The 24089-nt window shown below is 45.9% G+C and carries 22 protein-coding genes; 7 read left to right on the top strand and 15 right to left on the bottom strand.

The window, feature by feature from the left end; genetic code table 11:
* Window positions 1-167: 167 nt before the first annotated feature.
* Together Nant_RS15850 and Nant_RS15845 are read right to left on the bottom strand one after the other, a co-directional pair.
* Window positions 168-1304 carry a glycosyltransferase gene (locus tag Nant_RS15850; RefSeq protein ID WP_054342625.1) on the bottom strand — a complete coding sequence of 379 codons (1137 nt, stop codon included), beginning with the start codon at window positions 1302-1304 and terminating at the stop codon, window positions 168-170.
* Window positions 1301-2212 (bottom strand): mitochondrial fission ELM1 family protein, encoded by a 912-nt coding sequence (locus Nant_RS15845; RefSeq protein WP_054342624.1) that lies wholly within the window; start codon window positions 2210-2212, stop codon window positions 1301-1303. Before Nant_RS15845 ends, Nant_RS15850 begins: the two co-directional genes overlap by 4 nt.
* 257 nt (window positions 2213-2469) lie before the next feature.
* Between Nant_RS15845 and Nant_RS15840 the strand changes: the two genes are divergently transcribed.
* Complete coding sequence (locus Nant_RS15840) at window positions 2470-3465, top strand: branched-chain amino acid aminotransferase (RefSeq protein WP_054342623.1); 996 nt, start codon at window positions 2470-2472, stop codon at window positions 3463-3465.
* A gap of 127 nt (window positions 3466-3592) precedes the next feature.
* Here Nant_RS15840 and glnE read toward each other — a convergent pair whose 3' ends face one another.
* A complete protein-coding gene (glnE, locus tag Nant_RS15835) occupies window positions 3593-6505 on the bottom strand; it encodes a bifunctional [glutamate--ammonia ligase]-adenylyl-L-tyrosine phosphorylase/[glutamate--ammonia-ligase] adenylyltransferase (protein ID WP_054342622.1) in 2913 nt (970 codons plus the stop codon).
* A gap of 57 nt (window positions 6506-6562) precedes the next feature.
* The gene (locus tag Nant_RS15830) at window positions 6563-7210 is read right to left on the bottom strand and encodes a CYTH domain-containing protein (protein ID WP_054342621.1); all 648 of its coding nucleotides are present in this window, start codon (window positions 7208-7210) and stop codon (window positions 6563-6565) included.
* 578 nt (window positions 7211-7788) lie between these two features.
* Between Nant_RS15830 and Nant_RS15825 the strand changes: the two genes are divergently transcribed.
* The 4 genes from Nant_RS15825 (at window position 7789) to argA (ending at window position 12371) form a co-directional block, all read left to right on the top strand.
* Complete coding sequence (locus tag Nant_RS15825) at window positions 7789-8469, top strand: TIGR00153 family protein (protein ID WP_054342620.1); 681 nt, start codon at window positions 7789-7791, stop codon at window positions 8467-8469.
* A 22-nt stretch (window positions 8470-8491) separates the two neighbouring features.
* Window positions 8492-9757 carry an inorganic phosphate transporter gene (locus Nant_RS15820; protein WP_054342619.1) on the top strand — a complete coding sequence of 422 codons (1266 nt, stop codon included), beginning with the start codon at window positions 8492-8494 and terminating at the stop codon, window positions 9755-9757.
* 105 nt (window positions 9758-9862) lie between these two features.
* Entirely contained in the window at window positions 9863-11041 is a 1179-nt protein-coding gene (argE, locus tag Nant_RS15815) for an acetylornithine deacetylase (RefSeq protein WP_054342618.1), read from the top strand.
* Window positions 11034-12371, top strand: coding sequence for an amino-acid N-acetyltransferase (gene argA, locus Nant_RS15810; protein ID WP_054342617.1), 1338 nt, complete (start codon window positions 11034-11036; stop codon window positions 12369-12371). The genes argE and argA overlap by 8 nt, the downstream gene beginning before the upstream one ends.
* On the opposite strand, the gene Nant_RS15805 is transcribed toward argA, so the two are convergent.
* The 4 genes from Nant_RS15805 to Nant_RS15795 all read right to left on the bottom strand — a co-directional run bounded on the left by Nant_RS15805 (window position 12372) and on the right by Nant_RS15795 (window position 15508).
* Window positions 12372-13733 (bottom strand): ATP-binding protein, encoded by a 1362-nt coding sequence (locus tag Nant_RS15805; RefSeq protein ID WP_054342616.1) that lies wholly within the window; start codon window positions 13731-13733, stop codon window positions 12372-12374. It lies immediately after the preceding gene.
* A 9-nt stretch (window positions 13734-13742) separates the two neighbouring features.
* Window positions 13743-14420: a response regulator transcription factor gene (locus Nant_RS15800; protein WP_054342615.1), complete on the bottom strand. Its 678-nt coding sequence runs from the start codon at window positions 14418-14420 to the stop codon at window positions 13743-13745.
* The gene (locus Nant_RS21380; protein WP_156298839.1) at window positions 14417-14584 is read right to left on the bottom strand and encodes a PepSY domain-containing protein; all 168 of its coding nucleotides are present in this window, start codon (window positions 14582-14584) and stop codon (window positions 14417-14419) included. Before Nant_RS21380 ends, Nant_RS15800 begins: the two co-directional genes overlap by 4 nt.
* Window positions 14585-15229: 645 nt before the next feature.
* The gene (locus Nant_RS15795; RefSeq protein ID WP_054342614.1) at window positions 15230-15508 is read right to left on the bottom strand and encodes a hypothetical protein; all 279 of its coding nucleotides are present in this window, start codon (window positions 15506-15508) and stop codon (window positions 15230-15232) included.
* Window positions 15509-15714: 206 nt separating this feature from the next.
* Between Nant_RS15795 and ilvD the strand changes: the two genes are divergently transcribed.
* A complete protein-coding gene (ilvD, locus tag Nant_RS15790) occupies window positions 15715-17559 on the top strand; it encodes a dihydroxy-acid dehydratase (protein WP_054342613.1) in 1845 nt (614 codons plus the stop codon).
* Between the two features lie 130 nt (window positions 17560-17689).
* On the opposite strand, the gene Nant_RS15785 is transcribed toward ilvD, so the two are convergent.
* Genes Nant_RS15785 through Nant_RS15780 form a run of 3 tightly spaced genes read right to left on the bottom strand, consistent with a single transcriptional unit; the run spans window position 17690 to window position 19917 of the window.
* Complete coding sequence (locus Nant_RS15785) at window positions 17690-18439, bottom strand: sulfite exporter TauE/SafE family protein (RefSeq protein ID WP_054342612.1); 750 nt, start codon at window positions 18437-18439, stop codon at window positions 17690-17692.
* Between the two features lie 2 nt (window positions 18440-18441).
* Complete coding sequence (locus Nant_RS21370; protein ID WP_156298838.1) at window positions 18442-18618, bottom strand: hypothetical protein; 177 nt, start codon at window positions 18616-18618, stop codon at window positions 18442-18444.
* A 51-nt stretch (window positions 18619-18669) separates the two neighbouring features.
* Window positions 18670-19917, bottom strand: a complete 1248-nt coding sequence (locus Nant_RS15780; protein WP_238377168.1) for an EAL and HDOD domain-containing protein — start codon at window positions 19915-19917, stop codon at window positions 18670-18672.
* Window positions 19918-20183: 266 nt separating this feature from the next.
* Between Nant_RS15780 and Nant_RS15775 the strand changes: the two genes are divergently transcribed.
* Window positions 20184-20408 (top strand): hypothetical protein, encoded by a 225-nt coding sequence (locus Nant_RS15775; RefSeq protein ID WP_054342611.1) that lies wholly within the window; start codon window positions 20184-20186, stop codon window positions 20406-20408.
* An 88-nt stretch (window positions 20409-20496) separates the two neighbouring features.
* Here the strand turns inward: Nant_RS15775 and Nant_RS15770 are convergent, their stop codons facing one another.
* From Nant_RS15770 to Nant_RS15755, 4 genes are read right to left on the bottom strand one after another with little or no spacing between them, the layout of a single operon-like run.
* Entirely contained in the window at window positions 20497-21003 is a 507-nt protein-coding gene (locus Nant_RS15770) for a nitrous oxide reductase accessory protein NosL (protein WP_054342610.1), read from the bottom strand.
* Window positions 21003-21830, bottom strand: a complete 828-nt coding sequence (locus Nant_RS15765) for an ABC transporter permease subunit (protein WP_054342609.1) — start codon at window positions 21828-21830, stop codon at window positions 21003-21005. The genes Nant_RS15770 and Nant_RS15765 overlap by 1 nt, the downstream gene beginning before the upstream one ends.
* Window positions 21827-22744: an ABC transporter ATP-binding protein gene (locus Nant_RS15760; protein ID WP_054342608.1), complete on the bottom strand. Its 918-nt coding sequence runs from the start codon at window positions 22742-22744 to the stop codon at window positions 21827-21829. Before Nant_RS15760 ends, Nant_RS15765 begins: the two co-directional genes overlap by 4 nt.
* Window positions 22728-24077, bottom strand: coding sequence for a nitrous oxide reductase family maturation protein NosD (locus Nant_RS15755; protein ID WP_076495892.1), 1350 nt, complete (start codon window positions 24075-24077; stop codon window positions 22728-22730). The genes Nant_RS15760 and Nant_RS15755 overlap by 17 nt, the downstream gene beginning before the upstream one ends.
* Window positions 24078-24089 lie beyond the last annotated feature (12 nt).

Below are 24089 nucleotides of genomic sequence, written 5' to 3'. Positions count from 1 at the left end.
TAAAGATATACGAAAAAGGGATGATAACTCAGACACGTATAACAAGTCATACTTATGCTAATTTCCGGGCCAAAGTCGTAGCTGTATTATTACACAACTCAATAAAATGGTTCTCCAGTCCGCCTTCTTCATAGCTGGCCATCACTTCGCAAATAATCATGGGGCTTTTAACTCTCTTTATTACTAGGGCTAGAGATAACAGGTGTGTCAATTAACGACGCATAAACCAACAGGGTTTTTTCCAGCATCTGTTGTTTCGTAAAACAGGCGCTTTTTGCCGGTATCAGCTTATCGGCAATCACACGCTTGACTGCATCATCAAGTGCTTCTGCATCTCCCAATACAACTTTCCCTGCAGGAAACATCGCACTTAATATTTCACCGACACCGCCGTGATTATATCCAATTGTAGCAACGCCCATCCTTAGCGCTTCAAGCACCGTACGGCCAAACGATTCCGGTTTAGTCGATAAGGAAAACACCGCATTACTGATGGAATAGATATCCCGGATATCGGAACGAGCACTGGTAAAAACAATAGCGTCACCTAGACCTTTATCGTTAACGCAGGCCAGTAATTCCTGCGCATAGGCTTTGCGCTTGGGATCTTCACCACCCACGATTAAACCACATACATTCAAGCCCGCCAGCTTAAGGCGTTCAATTAATTCAATAAAATCATGATGCCCTTTCAAACGCGTTAACCGACCGGGCAGCGTCAGAATTATTTTATCCTGCGTCTGAGGATACTGTTGATACCAGGCTGTCGTCCATTCAGCGGATGGCTGATAACCATAGACAAAATCATCCTGATCAACACCACGGAATATTCTAACGACTTTTGACATATCGGTATCAGGATACTGTGTCGATATGTAGGCTTTTACCGTATCAGATACGGCGATGACCTTTTCTCCTTTGAGCATAATCGCGCTGTAAGCGGATACTGAATAAAGCCCATGCACGGTCATGACTAAATGCGGCCGCGATAGCTCGGGCAACCCTCGCCATGCCAACCAGACAACCCAGGCAGGCATGCGTGAACGCAAATGGAGAATATCTGGCTGCTCTTTTATCAGCCATTTACGGACGGCCCAGATATGCCGAAAGGTCAGCAATGACTTTTTCCCCAAATCCCATGCCACATGACGACTATCGGCGGCTACCAGCTCGGCTACCATGTTACCACCCGCCGAAATAACGATAGACTCATGTCCGGCTTTCACCAACGCCTCGGCGACTTCCAACGAGCCACGCTCTACACCACCGCCATTCAGATCCGGCAGTACCTGAACAACTTTCATAGCCAGCCCTTCTTGATAATTTGTTGTGCACAACGATCTGCTTCAGCTAACGCAGGTACACTTTTATCTTCGGATAATAGAGCTTGCTTCAACGTACGCACTCTGCCAGAGGCACGCAAACGCGCCAACCCTCTGACCACACGCCCTTCACTCTGCTTATTCCCTATATTCCCCAGCTCAATCAAACCTACCCGGCAACCCGCTGTAAGCGCCTCATACACCATTGATACACTATCTTCAGATACCCAACAGTGCTCGGCTTTAGCCAGTTTATCGGGAAGCCAGTCCTTATCGGTTTGCTCATAAGGCACCACCTCAACAGACAAACCAGCGGCGAATAATCCAACCAAAAAAGAATCGGGCGTACGGCGCGAGGTCGTTAATACCCATTGAATACTTTGATTTTGTGCTAATACATCACCTAACTGCGCTAACACATTGGCATCATTCCAATCAAAATGCCTAGAAGGGCCTCCGATCAGAATTAAACCACTGGCCGCCTGTTTTTCGCTGGGTAATATCCGATTCAATGCTCCCCAGGTTTCTATCACATAAGCATTCTCGGTCGGTTGGTCGTGTTCAGGAATAAGGCAAAGATCAAACCAACGACAAGGCAAAGAGGGTTTCATCAAAACAATCGTTTTAGCACCCGATAACCAGCCATAAATCAGCAATGTAAAATGCACCTGATGACCGGCGCCAACAAAGACCTTAACGCCAGACGTGTGAGTTTTTACAGAGGAAGAAAACAGGCGGGCGATGACTAGCCTCGCTAATTGAAATAAGGATACAGGGGGGCAGACGTCGTACGTTAGCGAGGCATCGATACGCTGTATCGCCTCTACTAACCCTAAGGATTGGTTAAAATGCCCGGGCTTACTGTCACTCACAATACAAATATCAGACACGCACTTCCCACTGAATTGATTAATCGCCCTAAAAGCATGCTCTTAATGCTGCCCATAATACTAGAGTCTGCTATAAACACCCACTGAGGACTGTTTAAATTTTTACCTGGCTGTAGCAATTCCCTTTTGCGGCTGTGGTGATTACAATTAACGTCTCGATCTTGAGCCAATCAGCAGCGTCTGTGTTCTTTCAGTCAATACTCCGTAAACGTATAGGCTCAACTGACTATTATTTTTGATTCTTTGAGGTAGGTTACATGGCCGCATTCGGTACCGTTTTTATGCCTGAAATGGCAATTTCCTGGTTTGATGGTTCCCATTGGAGCCCTGCTGAGATGGTCTCCAGCAACAGCATCCAGCTTCACCCGGGTGCGCATGTGCTGCACTATTCAAGCACCTGTTTTGAGGGGCTGAAAGCCTTCCGCCACACGGATGGTTCTATTAACATTTTTCGTATGGACCGCAACCTGGAACGCTTTGCTCAGAGTAGCCGCCTATTAACGATGCCTGCTATCGATAAAGACGCCACTGCAAAAATGATTCTGGATGCGGTTGCCCGTTTTGCTGATGACGTCCCTGAACCACCAGGGTCTATGTATATCCGCCCAACTCATATTGGCACTGAACCTGCCATCGGTAAAGCTGCAGCACCGACACAAACATCCTGTCAGTATATTTTACTTTCACCGGTGGGCGACTACTTTTCCGGTGGTGATACAACGTTACGCTTACTGCTTGAAGAAAACGGCATGCGTTGCGCGCCTCATATGGGGATGACTAAAAGCGGTGGCAACTACGCCAGTGCGCTTCGTCCTATCATGCAGGCCAAACAAGAGGTGAAAGCAGATCAGGTATTGTTTTGCCCGAATGGCGATGTTCAAGAAACGGGCGCCGCCAACTTTTTACTGATTGATGGTAATGAAATTATTACTAAAGCGTTAGATGACAGCTTCCTGCATGGTGTGACACGCGACTCTATTCTGACTATTGCTCGGGATATGGGTATGACGGTATCTGAACGCCAGCTCACGGTTGCTGAATTATTGGAACGCGCCGCTAAACCCGGTTGTGAAGCTGCCTTATCCGGCACTGCAGCCGTACTGACATCGGTCGGCACGCTGATTCACAAAGGCAATGAATATAAAGTAGGGAATGGTGGTGTCGGCAGCACTACATTGAAACTACGCCAGGCCCTGAATGATATCCAATGGGGTAAAACCGAAGATACACATGGCTGGTTAACCCGCGTATAAATATTGCGCTAAATTACGTTCTTCCAAAAGCCTGACTGTCATTAAGATTGTACTTAATACAGCCAGGCTTTTTTGTATCACTGCTCATTCACATCACGGGCCTTTTATACCTCAGTTTTATGACCAGCTAAGACTCCATTACCGAACTCCATATCCGTGCGATCAACGCCCGGCACTCAGTCATTTCGCTTTCACTGATCACATTCGATTGCTCCTGCAACGTCAATCGATGCCCGGCAGCACGGTAGGCTTTATAGGCTTCGCGTAATGCATCGGCATCCTCTGCTGGTAAGAGTTGGACTTTTTCAATCACATCCAGAATTCGAATATTATCGGTGAACTCATACAACTCAGGATATAAATGTGCGTAAGCCAGCACCTGATATTGAACCAAAAATTCAATATCAACGATACCACCCAGATCCTGTTTCAGATTAAAAACATGTTTCGTTTCAGCTTCTTTCGCTGACGTCCCTAAATGCGTACGCATCTTCTCTCGCATCTCAACGACGGCTTTTTTAAGGTCATCCTGCTCGCGAGTTTGTTGTAAAATTGACGCCCGCACCTGCGCAAATGCTGCGCCCAAACGCGCAGATCCGGCCACAACACGAGTACGCACAAGCGCCTGATGCTCCCATGTCCAGGCTTCTTTTTGCTGATACTCTTCAAAGGCTTTTAATGAACTCACCAGCAAACCCGAGTTACCGGAAGGACGCAGTCGCATATCAACTTCATATAACTGCCCACCGGCCGTAAAGGTGTTAAGGATATGGATAATCCGTTGACCTAAGCGCGTAAAAAATACGGAATTGGCAATCGATTTATCACCATTAGTAGACAGGTTAGCGTCGCTATCATGGATAAACACCAGATCAAGATCCGATCCATAAGACAGCTCGATCCCACCTAGCTTGCCATACCCAATAACAATAAAGTCCAGTTCACAGGGCACTCCTGCCTGCTTCATTGGACTACCGTGTTTTTCCACCATCACGCGCCATGCTACATCCAGCACGCTTTCAAGAATAACTTCAGCCAACCAGGTCAGATAATCACTTACCCTCATTAAAGGTAAAACACCGGTGATATCGGAAGCAGCCACACGCAACAGATGTGCACTTTTAAAATAACGCAGAGCTTCCATTAACTGCTCAGTATCCTCTTCAGGAATTCTCAACAATTGCTGTCGTAATTCAGCTCCCAGCTGTGCTTTATCAGGCGGAGAGTAAAGTGAGCGTGGATCAATCAACTCATCCAGCAATACCGGTTTTTTCGCCAATTGATCGGAGAACCAGCCACTACTAGAACATAATTTAACTAACTGCTTCATAGCCGCCGGATTTTCGGCCAACAACACCAGATAGGCTGATCTGCGCAATATGGCTTGAATCAGTAACAATACGCGCGCCAGCGTTTGCGTAGCATTATCAACCTGAGCAATCATTTCCAACAGAATGGGCAACACAATTTTCAGACGCTCCACACCCTTGTGTTGCAATACCTGAACCGTTCTTGATTGTTTTAAATCACTCAGTAGTTTGAGCGCTCTGAGGGGATCATCAAAGCCACTGTCAGTAATAACATCCAGCGCATCTTCTTCTGACAACTGCCCATTCCAGAGCGCCAACCATTCGGTTTGCTGCAATGATTCTGCTTCTGATTGCTCTTGTGCCGGCGCAATCACATCAGCAAAGTGCTGACTCACCGCAGCCCGGTGCTGTGCTAACACGTTTATAAAGGTATCCCACTGATCAAATCCCATACTGAAGGCTAATCTCGCCTGCCCGAGATCATCTTTCGGTAGCTCCTGTGTCTGTTTGTCGGCAACAGCCTGAATTGCATGTTCGGCATTACGCAAAAAAGTATAGGCGGCCATTAATTCATCAACTGCCTGTTCTGGCATACCGACCAACTCTGGCAATAAAGGTAGAATGTTTCGCAGCTCACGTTGCTGTAAACGGCTGTCTCTTCCTCCACGGATTAATTGGAATGCCTGCGCAATAAACTCAACTTCCCTGATTCCGCCAGACCCCAGCTTAACGTTATACTCCAGCCCTTTTCTGCGCACTTCCCTATTAATCATCTGTTTCATTTCACGCAGTGATTCAAAAGCGCTGAAATCGATATATTTTCGATAGACAAAAGGTCTCAGCAACGTTAACAGCTCACTGCCCTGCTCTTTATCGCCAGCCACTACGCGCGCCTTAATCATCGCGTAACGTTCCCAGTCACGCCCCTGATCCTGATAATAATGTTCCATGGCAGCAAAACTGCAGGCCAAAGGACTGGCTGAGCCAAAAGGACGTAACCGCATATCGACACGAAACACAAAACCGTCGGCATTGAGTGTATCCAACGCCTGAATCAATTTTTGCCCTAAACGTATAAAGAAATCCTGATTCGATAGCGTCTTGCGCGCGCCTGCGGTGTCGCCATTTTCAGGAAAACAAAAGATAAGATCAATATCCGAAGAAAGATTAAGCTCATTGGCACCCAGCTTGCCCATCCCCAACACGACCATGCGCTGCGCCTCCCGAGCGCCTGCATCATCCGCTGGTCCATAGGGAGTACCCCAACGCTCACATCCCTGCTCATAAAGCAGACTCAGCGTCCCCTCAATTATGGCATCAGCCAACCAACTCAATTCGCGCGTGGTATCAAGCATGCTAGCTTTACGCGTCAGATCTCGCCAGATCAGCCTGACCATCTCCTGCTGCCGAAATTGACGCAGCAATCTCATCATGGACGCTTCTGAATCGACCTTTGCTAATTCAACAACTAATAAGAGCTCGGTATATTCATGGCGCTGATATGCCCGATCAAGCACCCCGGTAGCCACCAGGTTATGCAGCAGTTCAGGAAATTTAACCAGTTGATCGACCACGTAATCACTACCGATGACCACCCGCGTCAATTCGGTAATAGACGCTTCAGCCAACGTGTCTAACACTAACGGAACCGCCGTATTTAAGCGCTCCCATTGCTTATTAAGTAACAGATGTAAAGATGAAGGCACAATGGAAAGATCAGGTTGACGCATGTAAAAATTCCTTCTTTATAAAAGATAACGCGCGCTTAACAATCTCATAACAACCTTTTAAGCAGAGGCAACTTTCGCCTGTTCAAACAAAGAGTAGCCGCGTTCCGCTTTACTAATATTACCAGGTGTTAATTCAGGAATAGCGTTAGTGCACTGTACGGCTACTGCTAACAAGGCATCAACACTTCCCGATTTCAGTTCAAGCTCTAACTCACAAATTTTATCTACCCATGCCCTTCCTTCTGGCGATGTATAACTGACTTCTCCCTGATCAAGCGCCACTTCGATTACCGTAGCCGTTTCCGCTAATTCAACCATCCATATGGTACGATCAAAATGAGTAGAAAAAATCACCTGAAGCCGGGTCGCCAGAGCAGAAAAATCATCGACTATAGACAAACCTGTTTCCTTTAACCGCGCAAGATCAAGTACCGGCTTATCAATAATCCATTCCCACTCGCCACGCTGGTGTAAACCATTGACACTCTGCCCCTTAGTTTTTAAGGTTTGAATATAAACACCATTTTGTTCTCTGATTCTAAGCGCCATTTTATTAGCCGATAAACGCAAATCAGACGTATCAAAGTACCAGTTTATTAATCTCTTTTGCCCTTCACATCGCCCCGTAGAAATGAAAGGTAACTGCGCTATTTTATGTATAGCCTGATCGGGGACTAACAATTTTATTTCAGTTTCCGTAGCCATCAATATAATTCCTGCCTGAGTTATCAGCTCTTTACTCGTGAAAACAAGGGGTAGCTGCGCTATTTTATGAATAGCCTGCGCGGGGGCAACTACTCAATTTTATTTCAGTTTCCGTAGCCATCAATGTAATTCCTGCCTGAGTTATCCGCACTTAACTCGTAAAAATAGGGGGTAGCGGCGCTATTTTATGAATAGCCTGCGCGGGGGTAACTACTCAATTTTATTTCAGTTTCCGTAGCCATCAATGTAATTCCTGCCTGAGTTATCCGCACTTAACTCGTAAAAATAAGGGGTAGCGGCGCTATTTTATGAATAGCCTGCGCGGGGCAACTACGCAATTTTATTTCAGTTTCCGTAGCCATCAATATAATTCCTGCCTGAGTTATCAACACTTAACCCGAAAGGGGGGCACAAAGTCAAAAAGTTAACGCGAAAGACAACCCTCTTTTTATAGGTCTGCTCTGAACCTGCCGTAAGACGGATAAACGTGATATTTTTGAGTAATATTTCATTATGACTACAAATTTATGACATCTCCTCGTATAATTCCCGCGAATTAACCTACACAGGCGAGGGCCATGGTCACCAATAACCCGATACTGCAGATGTTTGCTCGTTCACCGTTCAAACCCATGCAAGAACATATTGCAAAAGCACAAGCCTGTGCCGTTCAGTTACTGCCTTTCTTTGAAGCCGTTATAGCGGATGATTGGGAAGAAGCCAGCAAGATCCAGCATAAGATTGCTGTTCTTGAAGGCGAAGCTGATGCGATGAAAAAGGATGTTCGCCAGCACTTACCTAACAGTATATTTCTGCCGGTACCCCGTACCGACTTACTTGAATTACTGCGCATGCAAGACAAGATCGCAAATAACGCTAAAGATATTTGCGGCATCATGCTCGGCCGAAAAATGCCTATTCCTGTTGAGATTCAAACACTGATGCTGGATTTTGTCCAATCAGCATTAGCCACCTCCGAGCAAGCCCTGCAATCAATGAATGAACTTGATGAGTTGGTCAGTAGCGGCTTTAGAGGGCGTGAAGTAGAAGTCGTGGAACGGATGCTGATTGAGCTGGATGAGCTGGAACATAACAATGATGAACTGGGGCGACAGGTTCGTTCGCAATTGTTTGTTATTGAAAAACAGCTCCACCCTATCGATGCGATGTTTCTATACCAAATTATCGGTTGGATAGGAGATCTGGCTGATCGTGCTCAACAGGTAGGGAGCCGTTTACAGCTCCTACTGGCTCGTTAATTCCTAGTATTAAGGCTTAGATATGCAAATTATTGCGCAATACGGCGATATCATCATCATTCTGGCATGTGTGTTTGGCTTCTTTATGGCCTGGGGCGTCGGCGCGAATGATGTAGCGAATGCGATGGGCACATCGGTTGGCTCCAAAGCACTCACACTGAAGCAAGCCATTTTAATCGCAATCGTTTTCGAATTTGCGGGTGCCTACCTCGCGGGGGGCGCGGTCACGGCGACTATTCGTAAAGGCATCATTGATCCTGCTTTGCTCTCAGGAACACCTGAACTACTGGTGTTTGGGATGCTCTCAGCGTTGCTAGCCGCCGGTATCTGGCTATTAGTGGCAACGCATTTTGGCTGGCCGGTTTCCACTACTCACACGATTGTTGGCGCGATTGTTGGATTCGCCGCTGTTGGTATCTCTGTTGATGCAGTCAACTGGAGCAAGGTTACAATGATTGTCGCCAGCTGGGTTATTTCGCCTTTAACGGCGGGCGTCATCGCTTTCTTCCTGTTCAGGAGCGTACAGCGCTTAATTCTGGACACTGCCGATCCGTTCGTCAATGCTAAGCGCTACGTGCCGATGTATATCTTTTTAGTCGGCTTTATCATCTCCATGGTGACATTCACTAAAGGCCTGAAGCATATTGGCTTACATATATCATGGGGCAACAGTGCACTTATCTCTGTGGGAATCGGGGTACTGACGATGATCGGGGGCATTTTTATGCTCAAGAAAATCAAAGTCGATACGGCAGCGGATAAAGATTACCATTTTGCCAGTGTCGAGAAAGTATTTGGCGTGCTGATGATGTTTACTGCCTGCGCAATGGCGTTTGCACATGGCTCTAACGATGTTGCAAATGCTGTCGGACCGCTGGCTGCAGTGGTCGGCGTGGTTAGTTCGGGTGGTGAAGTAGCACAAAAAACCGCGATGCCGGTATGGATTTTACTGCTCGGTGGCGGAGGGATTGTTGCTGGATTGGTGATGTATGGACACAAGGTGATTGCTACCATCGGAAACAATATTACTGAACTGACACCCAGCCGTGGATTTGCCGCCACATTAGCGGCCGCCGCAACAGTTGTTGTCGCGTCAGGTACTGGGTTGCCTATCTCCACCACACATACGCTGGTTGGCGCTGTGTTAGGTGTAGGGCTTGCCCGAGGCTTAGCCGCACTCAATCTGCGCGTGGTCGGAACTATTTTTATCTCCTGGATAATCACACTTCCTGCAGGCGCGCTCTTAGCAATCATGTTCTTCTTTATGTTTAAAGGTATTTTTACCTGACTTGAGAGCTCTTTATCTAACTTGAGAGCAGTGCAGACCGAGTTCCACTCGACCTGTTCAAAAAAAGCCTGCACAATAGATTAAAAACATGTGCAGGCTTTTTTTATGTCTAAACAAACACCCCCTCTTATACAAATGCTAGGCCAGCTAATCGCAGCGCCCTCTATCAGTTCAACGACAACTGAACATGATATGAGCAACCTGGCGGTGATAACCCTTCTGGCAGAATGGCTCGACAACCTTGGTTTCAAAACCGAAATCATGCCAGTGCCGGGTTACCCAGGAAAAGCTAATTTAATAGCAACATTAGGGCATGGCCCGGGCGGACTGGTTCTTTCAGGTCATACTGATACCGTCCCATGCAATGACGAGCTATGGAAAAGCAACCCTTTCAGGTTGACCGAACGTGATAATCGGCTTTATGGTTTGGGCACCTGTGACATGAAAGGTTTTTTCCCCATCGCCATTGAAGCAGCACGCAAGTTCATCAATACACCATTGGCAGCACCGCTCATTATCCTTGCCACGGCCGATGAAGAAAGCTCTATGTCTGGCGCACAAGCACTGGTAGATGCCGGCAAACCGAAAGCCCGTTATGCGATTATCGGCGAACCTACGGAGATGACCCCGATTCGGATGCATAAAGGAATGATGATGGAAAGCATCCGAATAACCGGAAGCGCGGGCCATTCATCTGACCCTTCTTTAGGTGCAAATGCACTGGATGCAATGCACGCAGTCCTGTCTGAACTGGTGAAATACCGAAACCACTTACAGCAGAATTATCAAAACAGTGCTTTTAGCGTTAATGTGCCAACGCTTAACCTTGGCTGCATTCATGGAGGCGACAACCCTAACCGTATCTGCGGTCAGTGTGAACTTGAGTATGATATTCGCCCTCTACCGGGTATGGGACTTTCATTATTGAGAGAAGATATCACTCGGCGCGTACGCCCAATTGAAGACTTATTTAATGTCAAAATCGATTGTCGACCGCTGTTTCCAGGCATCCCTTCCTTCGAAACAGACAAAAATGCGTCACTGGTACGTATGGCTGAACAGCTAACAGGCCATACGGCCGAAGCCGTTGCATTTGGAACAGAAGCGCCTTTCCTGCAATCACTGGGCATGGAAACCATTGTTATGGGGCCGGGAAGTATCAACCAAGCCCATCAGCCGGATGAATTTTTGGCTCTGGATCAGATCACTCCCACTGTTGATATTCTTACACAAATGATCCAGCGCTATTGCGTAGAAGTACAAAAGGAAAACACAGGTGTCTGACGAGAGCATTAACTACGTCAATTGGTTTCGCCACGCTTCGCCTTATATTAATGCACACCAGGGCAAAACATTTGTTTTGATGCTTGGCGGCGAAGCGATAGCAGATAACAATTTCGAAAACATCGTTCATGATATCGCGCTAATGAACAGCCTGGGAATCCGTCTGGTTCTGGTACATGGTGCGCGCCCACAAATCGAAGAAAGATTAACAGCACAAGGCGTACAAACTCGCCTACATCACGATCTACGTGTGACTGATAGCGCGTCATTACAATGCGTTATTGAAGCAATAGGTGTCATCAGAAGCACCATTGAAGCTAAACTTTCCATGGGGTTGGTGAATACACCAATGCATGGAGCAGAAATGCGAGTGTGCTCCGGTAACTACATTACCGGAAGACCGATCGGCATTTATGAAGGTGTCGATTTATGCCATACCGGCGAGGTCAGGCGCATTGATCATAGAGGCATACGCAGTCAACTTGATCTGGGTAATATTGTGCTGTTATCTAATCTTGGCTATTCGCCGACCGGAGAAATATTCAATCTTCCGGTTGAAGAGGTCGCCTCACAAACAGCCATCACACTCAAAGCCGATAAGCTGATTCTGTTTGGCGGCGAAAAGGGCATTATTGATAGCCGTGGTTCATTACGTAGTGAATTACTAGCACGCACGGCCGAACGCTTTCTCCATCAATATCACTCGCAACTGGATAACCCTGAAACCGCTTACACCGAGCTTTCCAAGCTGCTACAAATGGCCACAGAAGTATGCGCAGGAGGCGTGCCCCGCTGCCATTTAATTAGCTATAAAGACGATGGCGCATTACTCGCTGAACTTTACACCCGAGACGGTGCCGGCACTATGATTATTCAAGAATCATATGAGCAAGTCCGAAGCGCTAATATCGAAGACGTTGGCGGTATTATAGAACTGATTAAACCCTTAGAAGAGAAAGGTATACTGGTTCGCCGCTCGCGCGAACTGCTTGAAGCAGAGGTCGAACAATTCTTTGTCGTGGAACGCGACGGTGCCATCATTGGCTGTGCAGCCCTGTATCAATACCCTGAGGAATTAATGGGTGAGCTTGCCTGTGTTGCTATTACAAAAGAATACCAGGGTGGTGACCGTGCCGAGATGCTGTTAAGCGCCATCGAAGAGAAAGCCAGAGAACTGCAACTCAACACGCTATTTGTACTGACAACCAGAACAGCGCACTGGTTTATTGAACATGGTTTCGCGGAAATTTCGTTGGAAAAACTACCCGGCAAAAAACAAACACTGTATAACTTCCAAAGAAATTCAAAAGTCTTCAGTAAAAGCCTGTAATTAAACCGTTGGCAAAATAATTTTAAAGCGAGCGCCATTCAACGAAGACTCGCCAACCTCTAGCTGGCCGTTATAGCTACTAAGAATATCAACAGCGACGGTCAGGCCAATTCCCTGGCCTGGAGCGGCAGACGTATCCACCCTCGCTCCTCGCTGTAATATAATGTGTCGCATATCCGGCGAGACGCCAGGCCCATCATCTTCAATATCCAACCGCAACCATTCGGGTTCCTTGATTAAGGACACCCGGACGGCAGAGTAACTATACTTAAAAGCGTTTTCAAGTATGTTCCCTAGCAACTCCATCATGTCACGTTCATCTGCACCAAAAACCGCGGTTTCATCCAGTAAAAGAGAGACCACAACGTTTTTTTCACGGTACACTTTGCCCAATGCCGAGGTGATTCGTTGAATAACCGGGGCCAAAAGTGTGGCATGGGCAATCGTATTGTTCCGGCTTATCACCGCTTTCGCTAATTGATATTGGACAATCTGGTCCATACGGCGAACCTGTTCATCGACAACACTACGATACCCTTCATACATTAGCTGCTCATTACCCGCCCCCTGGATCACCGCTAAAGGCGTTTTTAAACTGTGCGCAAGATCACCCAATGTATTACGGTAACGCTCGCGCTGATCACTCTCGCTAATCAGCAGATCATTCAGACTATCAGTGACGTCCTGGACTTCTTCAGGATAGTACCCCGCCAATCGGGTCGAATAACCGCGCTCAATATTATGCAAATCATCGACCAGCGCACTTAAAGGCTGAAGCCCCCACCGGGTAATCAACGTTTGCAGCAGCATCGCGAAGACTGTAACAGCCAATAACCAACTCCATAATTGGGTGCGGTAAGCGTTTAGTTCAGCCGTTAATTCTGCTCCGTTTGCAACAATTGAAAAGATATAGCGTCTCGCTATGGCACCATTATTCCACTGAAGAGGATACTGATAGAGGTAAAGATTATTTTCTTTGAAGTGTACAAATCGGGTTTCATCCATAGGAATGCGGAAATCCACTAATGAATTATGTACTTTTTCACTCAAGAGATAAGCTGAAGCTGATTGCCATTGAAGTAAACCAAGAGGGGTATGAATAAATCCATAGGCTTCACTGCCTAAATGTAGCCGTTGCTGAGCATCAGAGATAACCAGCTTATTATCCTGTATCTCTGCAGCACCAACCATAAGGTATGTTTGTATACGAAGACGCTTCTCTAATGCCGCCTGCAAATTATCAGAATAGGAATTTTGTAATGCGTAACCGGCCGCCCCAATAATAAGAGGCAGCAGCATGAATGAAGCTATCAGCAATCTGGCTTTTAACGAACGGAAGGCCAAACCAGCGGAGGATTTCATAATGAAAAATTATGCGGTCGGAAGATCAAACCTATACCCCAACCCTCGAACGGTCTTAATAGGTTGGAGCGTCTGATTCGGATCAATCTTTTGACGCAACCGCCTGATAAAAACTTCAAGTACGTTACTATCTCTGTCAAAATCCTGATGATAAAGATGTTCGGTTAATTCCGACTTTGATACTGTTTTACCTGCATTCAGCATCAAATATTCTAACGTGCGATACTCATAACTTGTCAATTTAATCGGCCGGGAATCACACGACACCACGCGTCCAATAGTATCCAGACTCAACACCCCGAATTCAAGTACAGGCTTCGCGTGGCCTGCCGCTCTGCGGAGTAACGCATTCAAGCGCGCCAATAATTCTTCCATATGAAAAGGTTTGACCAAAAAGTCATCGGCCCCTGCTTCCAGCCCTTCAACCTTGTCTTGCCAGTCACTTCTGGCAGTAAGAATAAGTATAGGTAAATTACGCTCTTGAGCACGCCATTTTTTAATCAAATCCACACCCGATAAAGAAGGCAAACCTAAATCAACTATCGCCAGATCGTAAGAAAACTCATACCCCAGGTAGAGCGCTTCTTGACCATCCGCCGTTTCCTCTACGGTATACCCGTGAGACCCCAGCCCTGTGACCAACTGACGACGCAAGTCTGCATCATCTTCTACTACGAGCAGTTTCATTTAATACTCCAGGTTTTACGGGGTAACAGCTTGCCACTCGTTGCATCAACCAGCCCCCCTTTTACATGTCCATTGTTAACCAAACGAATACGATATGCCACGCCTGTTTCTAGCGTGAGTTTGTCTACCTTTACTGCTTGACCGACATAATTTTTTTTAGCCACGCCAACAGTATCAATCGAAGCGATATCAACAGGGCTAGGTGCGGCTTATAAGGAAAAACAAAACATAAAAAAGAGTCATTTTTCTTGCTCTTTTTTTAGTATTTTGTAATTCTAGGTATACAATATTAATTCCACTTTCTTGGGTTTAACGCCTAAAAAAGTACTTAGTGAATGTCATGAGAAAAACAGACAATCCTGTCTAGATTGCCCCAAAAGTGACAAAACAAGATAAAAGAACAGGTCAATAAGTTTTCAATTGAACTAAGAGTTCAACTTAACTAACCACATACGATACCAAATTGACCTGAACTATTCGTGAACAGCCCAACATAAAGAATAAAGCTACTCAAATTAGCGGTCGGGTAGCTTAATTCTGTCTTGGTTATTTACTGCAAGATTTACAAGCACGTACACCAACCCATCCCCACAAAGCTTGTGGACCGATAAACACTAAAGTAATCAAAACTAATCCGATCAGAATCCGGATAATTTCATCGACCGGCCAATACTTTTTCCATCACGATATCTCCCCTTCTATTCGCTTAATAATATTGCCTTCCTGACTTAAATAACAGTGACGAAAATCATAACCTATACTGTTCTCCAGAAATTTTAATAGCTCGAAAACAGCACAACATGCACCTCTTATTTGTTAATTTCTGATGCCTTACGCTGCTCCCGAACCGCCAACATGACATAACGGATATTGTAAGAAAACCCAACTATCAACGCTAAAGGTAATGTCACCAGAAACAACTTCCCAAAAACAGGATGAGCTAACAGATGACCTAACCATAAGCTGGCGAGACTGATAACGCCCAAGGGAATCCCTACTCTCATGAACAATCGCAACCACTTATCAGAGCGAAGTTTTTTGTTAGCTTGCGTGTTCGTAGCAGTCTTTTTAGAGGTATTATCTAACATTGGCTATCCTAGTAAATCACGTATTATCATAACGTCAGACTATCTCAGTTTTTCTATGACTTTTAAAGCTACGCTTACTTTTAAGCAGAATATTTTTATATGTGAGTACATTCTTTAAGCAAGAACATCGCCATTCTTAATTGCGGTAAAGTTTCTGGTATAATTTCAAGCCACTCTAATCAATCACTATTCAGAGAGAGTCATCCATGCCCGTTTATCGCTCTAAAACTTCTACATCTGGTCGCAATATGGCGGGTGCCCGTGCTTTATGGCGCGCTACTGGCATGAAAGACGACGACTTTCACAAACCGATCATCGCAATAGCCAACTCATTCACCCAATTTGTGCCGGGTCATGTCCATCTGAAAGACATGGGGCAGCTGGTTGCTCGTGAAATTGAAAAAGCCGGCGGCGTTGCTAAAGAATTTAATACTATCGCGGTCGACGACGGTATCGCGATGGGTCATGACGGTATGCTTTATTCGCTGCCATCACGCGACATCATTGCAGACTCCGTTGAATACATGGTGAATGCACACTGTGCTGATGCACTCGTCTGCATATCTAACTGTGACAAAATCACACCGGGAATGTTAATGGCAGCGATGCGCCTCAATATTCCGGTTATCTTTGTATCCGGCGGCCCAATGGAAGCCGGTAAAACTAAGCTCTCTGAACATAAACTGGACCTGGTTGATGCGATGGTGATTGCGGTTGATGATACCGCGTCTGACGAAAAAGTCGCCGAGTATGAACGTTCAGCCTGCCCAACGTGTGGCTCGTGCTCAGGCATGTTCACAGCTAACTCCATGAACTGTCTGACAGAAGCCTTAGGCCTTTCACTGCCTGGCAATGGCACCATGCTGGCAACGCATAGTGATCGTCGTGAGCTGTTCAATGAAGCAGGGGCCCGGATAGTAGATTTGGCGAAACGTTACTATGAACAGGATGACGAGTCAGCGCTGCCACGCAACATTGGCAACTTCAAAGCCTTTGAAAATGCGATGACACTTGATATTTCCATGGGCGGCTCAACCAATACTATTCTTCATTTGTTAGCCATTGCGCAAGAAGCTGAAATTGATTTCACCATGAAGGATATTGACCGCCTCTCTCATAGCGTTCCACAGCTATGTAAAGTGGCACCTAACTCGCCCCTCTATCATGTAGAAGATGTGCATCGTGCTGGGGGTGTATTTGCCATTCTGGGTGAATTAGACCGAGCAGGCACACTACATACCGACCAACCTACCGTACATAGCAAAACCTTGCTGGAAGGGCTGGAAAAGTGGGATATCATGCGTAACCCGTCACCGGAAGTCATCCAATTTTTCAAAGCGGGCCCTGCAGGTATTCCCACACAAACAGCATTTAGCCAGTCGACACGCTGGCCAACAGTAGATGGCGACCGTGAAAACGGCTGCATTCGCTCACTGGAACATGCCTACTCTCTGGAAGGCGGGCTCGCTATACTGACAGGCAACATCGCACTGGATGGCTGTGTCGTTAAAACAGCCGGAGTCGATGAATCTATTCTGGTATTTGAAGGCTCTGCACACGTCACTGAATCTCAGGATGAAGCTGTGGCTAACATTCTGGCGGACAAGGTTAAATCCGGTGACATCATCATCGTACGCTACGAAGGCCCTAAAGGCGGCCCGGGTATGCAAGAGATGTTGTATCCTACGTCATATATTAAATCCAAAGGCCTGGGTAAAGAATGCGCACTACTGACTGACGGACGTTTTTCGGGCGGCACATCCGGTCTGTCGATTGGTCACGTGTCACCTGAAGCAGCTGCTGGCGGCGCCATCGGCCTGGTTGAAAACGGTGACATTATCCGCATCGACATTCCAAACCGTACCATCAACCTGCTAATATCTGATGACGAACTGGCAACACGCCGTATAGCGATGGACGCCAAAGGCAAAGCTGGCTGGAAGCCTGTTGAAGCCCGTCCGCGTAAAGTATCTGCTGCCTTAAAAGCCTACGCTCTGCTGGCAACATCTGCTGATAAGGGCGCGGTTCGTGATTTAAGCATGCTGGATTAAATCGGTCTTTCTTTTATTAAAAAACCCGCCTATATCAGGCGGGTTTTTTACATAGATTTTTTACATACATTGTCTGTAGCGTTTTTTACATAGAGACATGTAACTTATTGTATAAAGAGTTATGTAGCGTTCATCCACCAAGCCAAACTTGCCAACACAAACGTAGCGCCAGCAAAGTGACCACCCAGCGGAAGAGTAATTGAAACGTCTTGGCAGAGAGTGTTTTCAGTAGATGTAAACCAACCCATGTTCCGACTGCCCCGCTAATAACCATCAATATAATAACGATAATCCATTCCTGAAAGGAAAACCCTACAGTTATAAAAACGGCGGCCTTAAGCATGTGCTGAAATGACATACAGGTAGCAAACGTAGCCACTGTCGGCAGTTTATCCATATTCTGACGATGCACAAACGCGGCGACCAAAGGTCCGGTTGCTCCGACAAAAGCAGAAATAATCGTGGTAACACCGCCAGCAATCACCAATTTAATACTGGAGAGAACAACCGCTTTGGGCTTCGGCCCCCAGACCAGAAGCAGAATAAAAAAGGCCACCGTTAACCGAATGATATCCAACGGTAATTGAACAACGATCCAGGCAGAAATCACGGCACCTGACAGTGCACCCAGAATAAACAATCGACTCATTTTCCAGTCGATATGCTGGCGGGTCATATAGGCACGGTTACCATTTGAGCCGAGCTGAACTAACCCATGTACTGGAATCAACGCCTGCACGGGTATCATTTGAGCCATAACCGCTAATAACAACACCCCTCCGCCAATACCTACGGCGGCTGTCATCATTGAAGTAAAGGCACTGGTACTCACAAGGATGATCAAATCGACCTGACTAAGTCCTTCAGGAAACCATATCATTATTATGTATTGGCAGCATGAATCAACAAAGCCATCGGCTTCAACAACAAGATGCACTGCAAAAAGGCCGTCATCATAAAAGAAATCAAGACACCAATTTTGCGCCAAGGTAGATCATCTCTTTCCTGACGATCAAGAACAGCAATTAAAACATCCTTATTTTGTATACTAGTTTCCATAAATCCCTCCGTGTTTTGATTCAAAAATAAAACTCAAATAAACACGGGGACTCAATCAGAACTTAACAATGCTTGCATGACATTATCCGACCACTTTAAACTATGACGATAAGCGACCTCATATAATGGTTTCTCCAAACTACCTTGCAATTGGTCAAACTGCCCTCGCTCATAGAATTCAACATCTTTAAGCGTTTCTCCCATCGCTCCCGAATAATATAATAATGCATTTTTCAGTTCGGAGCTCAGCGGGACCTCCTTTAGCAGTTCCTTCATTTCAATATCAAACATGGCATCTAATTGCGAGAGCAAACCCACAATAAAGTAGTTCATGGTATTCGGGTGTCCCATCAATTCAGCCAGCAACTCACACATTCGCCCGCGAATCAGCATATTACGCGTAAGCTCATTGGGCTTACCGTCCTGCGAAGTGGAGAGAAATAACATAATCCAGCGACGAATCTGCTCCATACCCAATAATGTAATAGCATGCGACAGTGAGTTAATCTCACGTGGGACATGAAACGCAGCGGAGTTTACAACTTTTAGAATTTTGTAAGTCAACGCCGGATCATTAATGGCGATTTCCTCCAGTGTCACACCTGTTGCATTCTCCTGCTCAAGTTCACCTAATAACTGAAGTAATAGTATTTTATTGCTGTTAATTTTTTTCCCTTTTACCGCCACGGGCCGGCTGAGAAAGTATCCCTGATAAAGTGTAAAACCCATCTCAAGACATTGGCGAAACTCGTCCTTCGTCTCAACTTTATCGGCCAACAAATCTAACTGATAAGGTTTCAGTTTCTGAATAATCCCGGGCAATTCAGACAACCCTAACTTCTGAATATCGAGTTTCAATACATGGATAACATTTAATAAAACAGTAAACTTAGGGTTCTCAGGATCGTAATCGGCAAGAACGATACGGTATCCTTTTTTTGATAACTCTTGTAATTTTTCGACGAAAGCGGGTGAGACATCTGATCGCCCTAGAATTTCCAGCGAAAATAACGATGGGGGTAAGTCGGGTAACAGGTCAGCGAGTAATACTTTATCAGTCACTTTAAGATAACAAGGTACTTTTTGATTGCCACCCGCTTTGACTATGTTCGCATATGTATTCATCACGACATCAAAGGTAGCGAATTCATCCTTCAGTGTGGCTAAACTTACTCCGTCGGATCCCCGGAAAAGTAATTCAAACGCGACCACATCCTGACTTTTTGAGAAAATCGGCTGCCGTGCCATCAAGACACTCAGTTGTTCTTCGCTCTCAAGGGCGGATAATAGTTTCGACACAAAGCACTCCCTGCTAGAGCTGAAAAGATATTTGACGCTTAATAATAAATCGATATTACCAATATTAACATCTACATTTATGCTAAACCAAATATGATCCGGTTATTTCACTCTGTAATCTTTGTCATATCACGTAGCTATTCCTCAAACTTATCCACAAAGAATCTCAAACAGCTGGCCATTCTTAGTATCGAATAAAGACGGATTATTGACAGCCATGAAGGATTAACGCACCCTTCTTTGAAAGATACATTGAGGATATATTGATGAGTCAACAAGGTAGCGCGGGGAATGTCATCGCCGCGTTGTGTAATATTTTCATCCCCGGATTAGGTCACTTGGTACAAGGCAGGATATTAGCCGCCTTGTTTTTCTTTATTACCACGGCAATCGGCTATGCACTTTATTTTCTGATTTTTCCTGCCATTATTGCCGCCATCATTCACTTAATCAGTGTCATTAGTGCCGCACGCTACAGACCCGAGAACTAATCTATTGCCGATCACATACGCACACCCTATTCTGATATCGAATAGGGTCCGCTAACCTGATAGAGAATAATAAATCAATGCTGCCCGACTAGATAATATCGAGCGTCAGTTCATCAAAACGTTTCAACTCACCACCAAACTCCTTTGCGAACGCTTCGGCATCCTCTTGTGTTTTAAAGCTGGCAAGCGTAGGACCCATCGCCCCTTTCTTAGACGATCCGATAACAAACCAGGCCTTGCGACCATCAATATAGGTTTCATCGGTTGGTTTTTCCCACGGATTAACCGCCATATCATGTACAAACACCGATTGGATATTATGCTTATGCTCTGGATCTAACGCATAAGCAAACATATCCCGGGTTGAGCAAAATTTCATGTTTTGCTTAATCCCACGCTCGAACACTTGCCCTTTAGGGCCTGGAAAACGAGTAATCAGCATGCCGCAAAGGTGGCACTCATCTCCGCTTTCAAGCGCCATCGCCTGTTGTGCCATGACCTTTTCTTTGGCTTCTTCATTGCATCCTGTTAGTCCAAAGATCGCCAGCAATACGAACAGAACAGGCAGCATGCGTGAGTAAGGTAATTTCAACATTATAATGCTCTCCTGTTAAATAAAACTAAGGCCAATAAAACCGGTATGGCTAACCAAACAAGCAAACTTGCCATTAGTGAGGTTGTGGATAACTGCACATGTTCTGCAATAGCCATCAAGCCGCTTAACTGTTGGTCGGCAAAATAGGTAATATTAACCAACCTGAATATATCGGTAGGATTCAAAAGTAATAAATAAGGAAAGAGTTCAGCATCTACATCACCTTGCGTGCCCACTAACACCCCTAATAACCCAAGATCAAATACCAATACAAACAAGAACCAGACAATTAATGCCAAGCCTGCCGCTTTTGATTTTTCAGTCACACTGACACTGATCACATAAGCAAAGGCGATAAATATCCAGCCCAGCAAAATGGCAGAGACGATAAATAACATAAAAGGTATCAACATTTCAGACCAACCAATATCGGGTGCAAAAAGCCCCATAATCAATGCAGCAGAGCCAAAACCGAGTAAGGTAGAGAACGCCATAATCGCACCATGTCCAAGCATTTTTCCGCACAGTAACTGCCATCGTGATAAAGGGTAGGTGAGCAACAAGAGTAAAGTTCCACTTTCATCTTCACCGACAATGCCGTCATACGCTAACATCAGAGCAATCAATGGAATGATGAAAACAGCTAAACTTGCCAAGCTGATAATGGTGGTAGATAAAGAGGTAAAGCCGACTTGTCCTGCCGCAGCGGAACCAAAGTAAGCTAACCCGATGGCCAGTACCGCAAATATAACGGCAATAGACAGCACCCAGCGGTTACGTAAACCATCACGAAACTCTTTTGCAGCAACGCTAACGATAGGCGTCATAGCACCCCCTCCATTTCATGCCCCACACAGGCACGGGTATAGTGAGTGTAAAGATCCTCCAGCGAGGGCAAATGCAGATCAATATCGGTCACGCCGCCCTGCGCCAGCATATGCTGCATCACCGGCATTTTTTCCTGCAAAGAAAGCGTTAAGCTCACACCATCCGCCAATACGGTTGCGCGCGAGTGCAGACCTTCGGGAATATTCAAGCCAGAACCTTTCACATTCAATGTCAGTGGTAATTCGGCCTGCAGTCGTAACATATCCAGGCTGCCTTGCGCCAACACGGCTCCTTTACCCATAATCAGAGCGCGGTCTATGTACTTTTCAACCCCGGGTAACACATGAGAACACAGCACTACCGTACAACCCTGCTCTTTAAGCTGTGCAATACGATGATAGAAATCCTGCGTTGCGAGTGGATCTAAGCCGACAGTCGGCTCATCCAGCAACAGTAGTTTCGGATTTCCTAATAGCGCCTGCGCCAGCCCTAAGCGTTGACGCATCCCTTTTGAATAAGTTTTAACACGCCGTGCAGCGGCGGCTTTTAATCCAACCTGCTCAAGTAGACGATGGCATTCTGATGTTTGAATACCTTTAAGGCGGGCAAAATAACGCAGCACTTCGAACCCGGTAAGCTGTTCATAAAAACTGACATTTTCCTGAAGAAAACCTAACTGATAACGTGTCCGTCGTGATTCAGACAGTGTTGGATCCTGGCCAAATACGCGCACAGACCCGGCACTGGCTTTAATCAACCCGAGAATCAACTTGATAGTAGTCGTTTTACCTGCTCCGTTATGGCCAAACAACCCCAATACTTCGCCTTGCTGCAACACCAGGTCTAGCGGCTTCAGAGCCTGCACTCCCTGATAACGCTTCTCTACGCCCATTAACTCAACTATGTTTGTCATCAGTTTTTTCCATCACTATTGTATCGCTGGCCGCAGGGACCGATAAATGTTCAGGCATATTCATCAAAGGATGAGTATCTACAACCCCTTGTGCTTTTAGCACCGGAAATTGCCGCTGTACCCAGCGAATGGTTTCAACTGCCGGGCTGTTTAACAACACTCTGGCGGCAGGAAACTTCCACAAAAGGCGATCCACGCCATCGGTGGGTTCATATTGTGTATCACCAATACCATCGCCATCCATATCCCATCCGAGGTAGTCACTCCAGTAATTACCGACGCCTTCATGTGACCAATTCTGATGCCGGGTAGACACATACTTAACCTGCTCGCGGTTATTAACAAAGGCGTTACCGGTAAAGATATTGTCTTCAGAACCAGCGGTCATATGCACACCCAGATCGTTATCTGAAAAATGATTGCCACGAATCCGGTTAAACAACGAGTTATAAATAAACAGTCCTTTACCTTCGGTCTGTGAAGGGATGCTCATTTCTCCCGCATTAGGGCGGTTATTCTGTACACCCGATACCCAATTATTTTCAATCGTAGATTTAGTAATAAAGTTCATCAAAATGCCGTAATTCGAGTCATTCTCTGAAATATTATCGGTAACGGTGAGAAATTTGGATTGCATTAATGCATATCCGGTACGGGTATTAAGCGTGTGGTTACCCGACACTCGATTATGGTACGAATACATATAATGCACGCCATATCTTAAGTCGTGCAGATAGTTACCGATCAGCTCATTATGATTACTGGTATCGATATAGATACCATCGCGGGTATGCCACACTTCATTGCCTTCAACCCGTGCTTTGCCGACATTAAAGAGATGGATACCGTTACCACGGTCCTGCGAGCGTACGTTCAGATTACCTTCTATACGATTCGCTTTAATCTGTACGTGCTGCGTACCATCCACCCAAATACCAAACGTATCACCAACCAGATAGTTACCTATTATTTGCGTATTGGCTGCCTGTTTATTGACGAAAATACCGGCGTCTAACGTCGTTAAATTACCTCCCCAATTTCTGATTTCCAGCGTTTCAATGCGTGCATCGGGCACATCAACAACCAAAGCATGATCTTGTCCATTGGCATCGATAATCGCGCCGGATTCACCGCTAAGAATAATACTTTTGGTAATGATAAAATTACCCACATACCGACCTGCACTCAGTACCAGCTGATCGCCGGCATAGGCGGCATCAATTTCTGACTGGAGATTCTGAGAAGGGTTTACAGCACGGACTTCAGCACTGGCTGTTGCAAGCAAAACAAACTGCAGCAGAATCACACCGATGAAGTGGCGCAGTAACCGCATAACTTTACTCCC

It is taken from the genome of Neptunomonas antarctica, assembly GCF_001305295.1.
GTDB classification, from domain to species: domain Bacteria; phylum Pseudomonadota; class Gammaproteobacteria; order Pseudomonadales; family Balneatricaceae; genus Neptunomonas; species Neptunomonas antarctica.
Note: the sequence above shows the minus strand (reverse complement) of the source record. Positions and strands in the feature narration are given on the sequence as shown.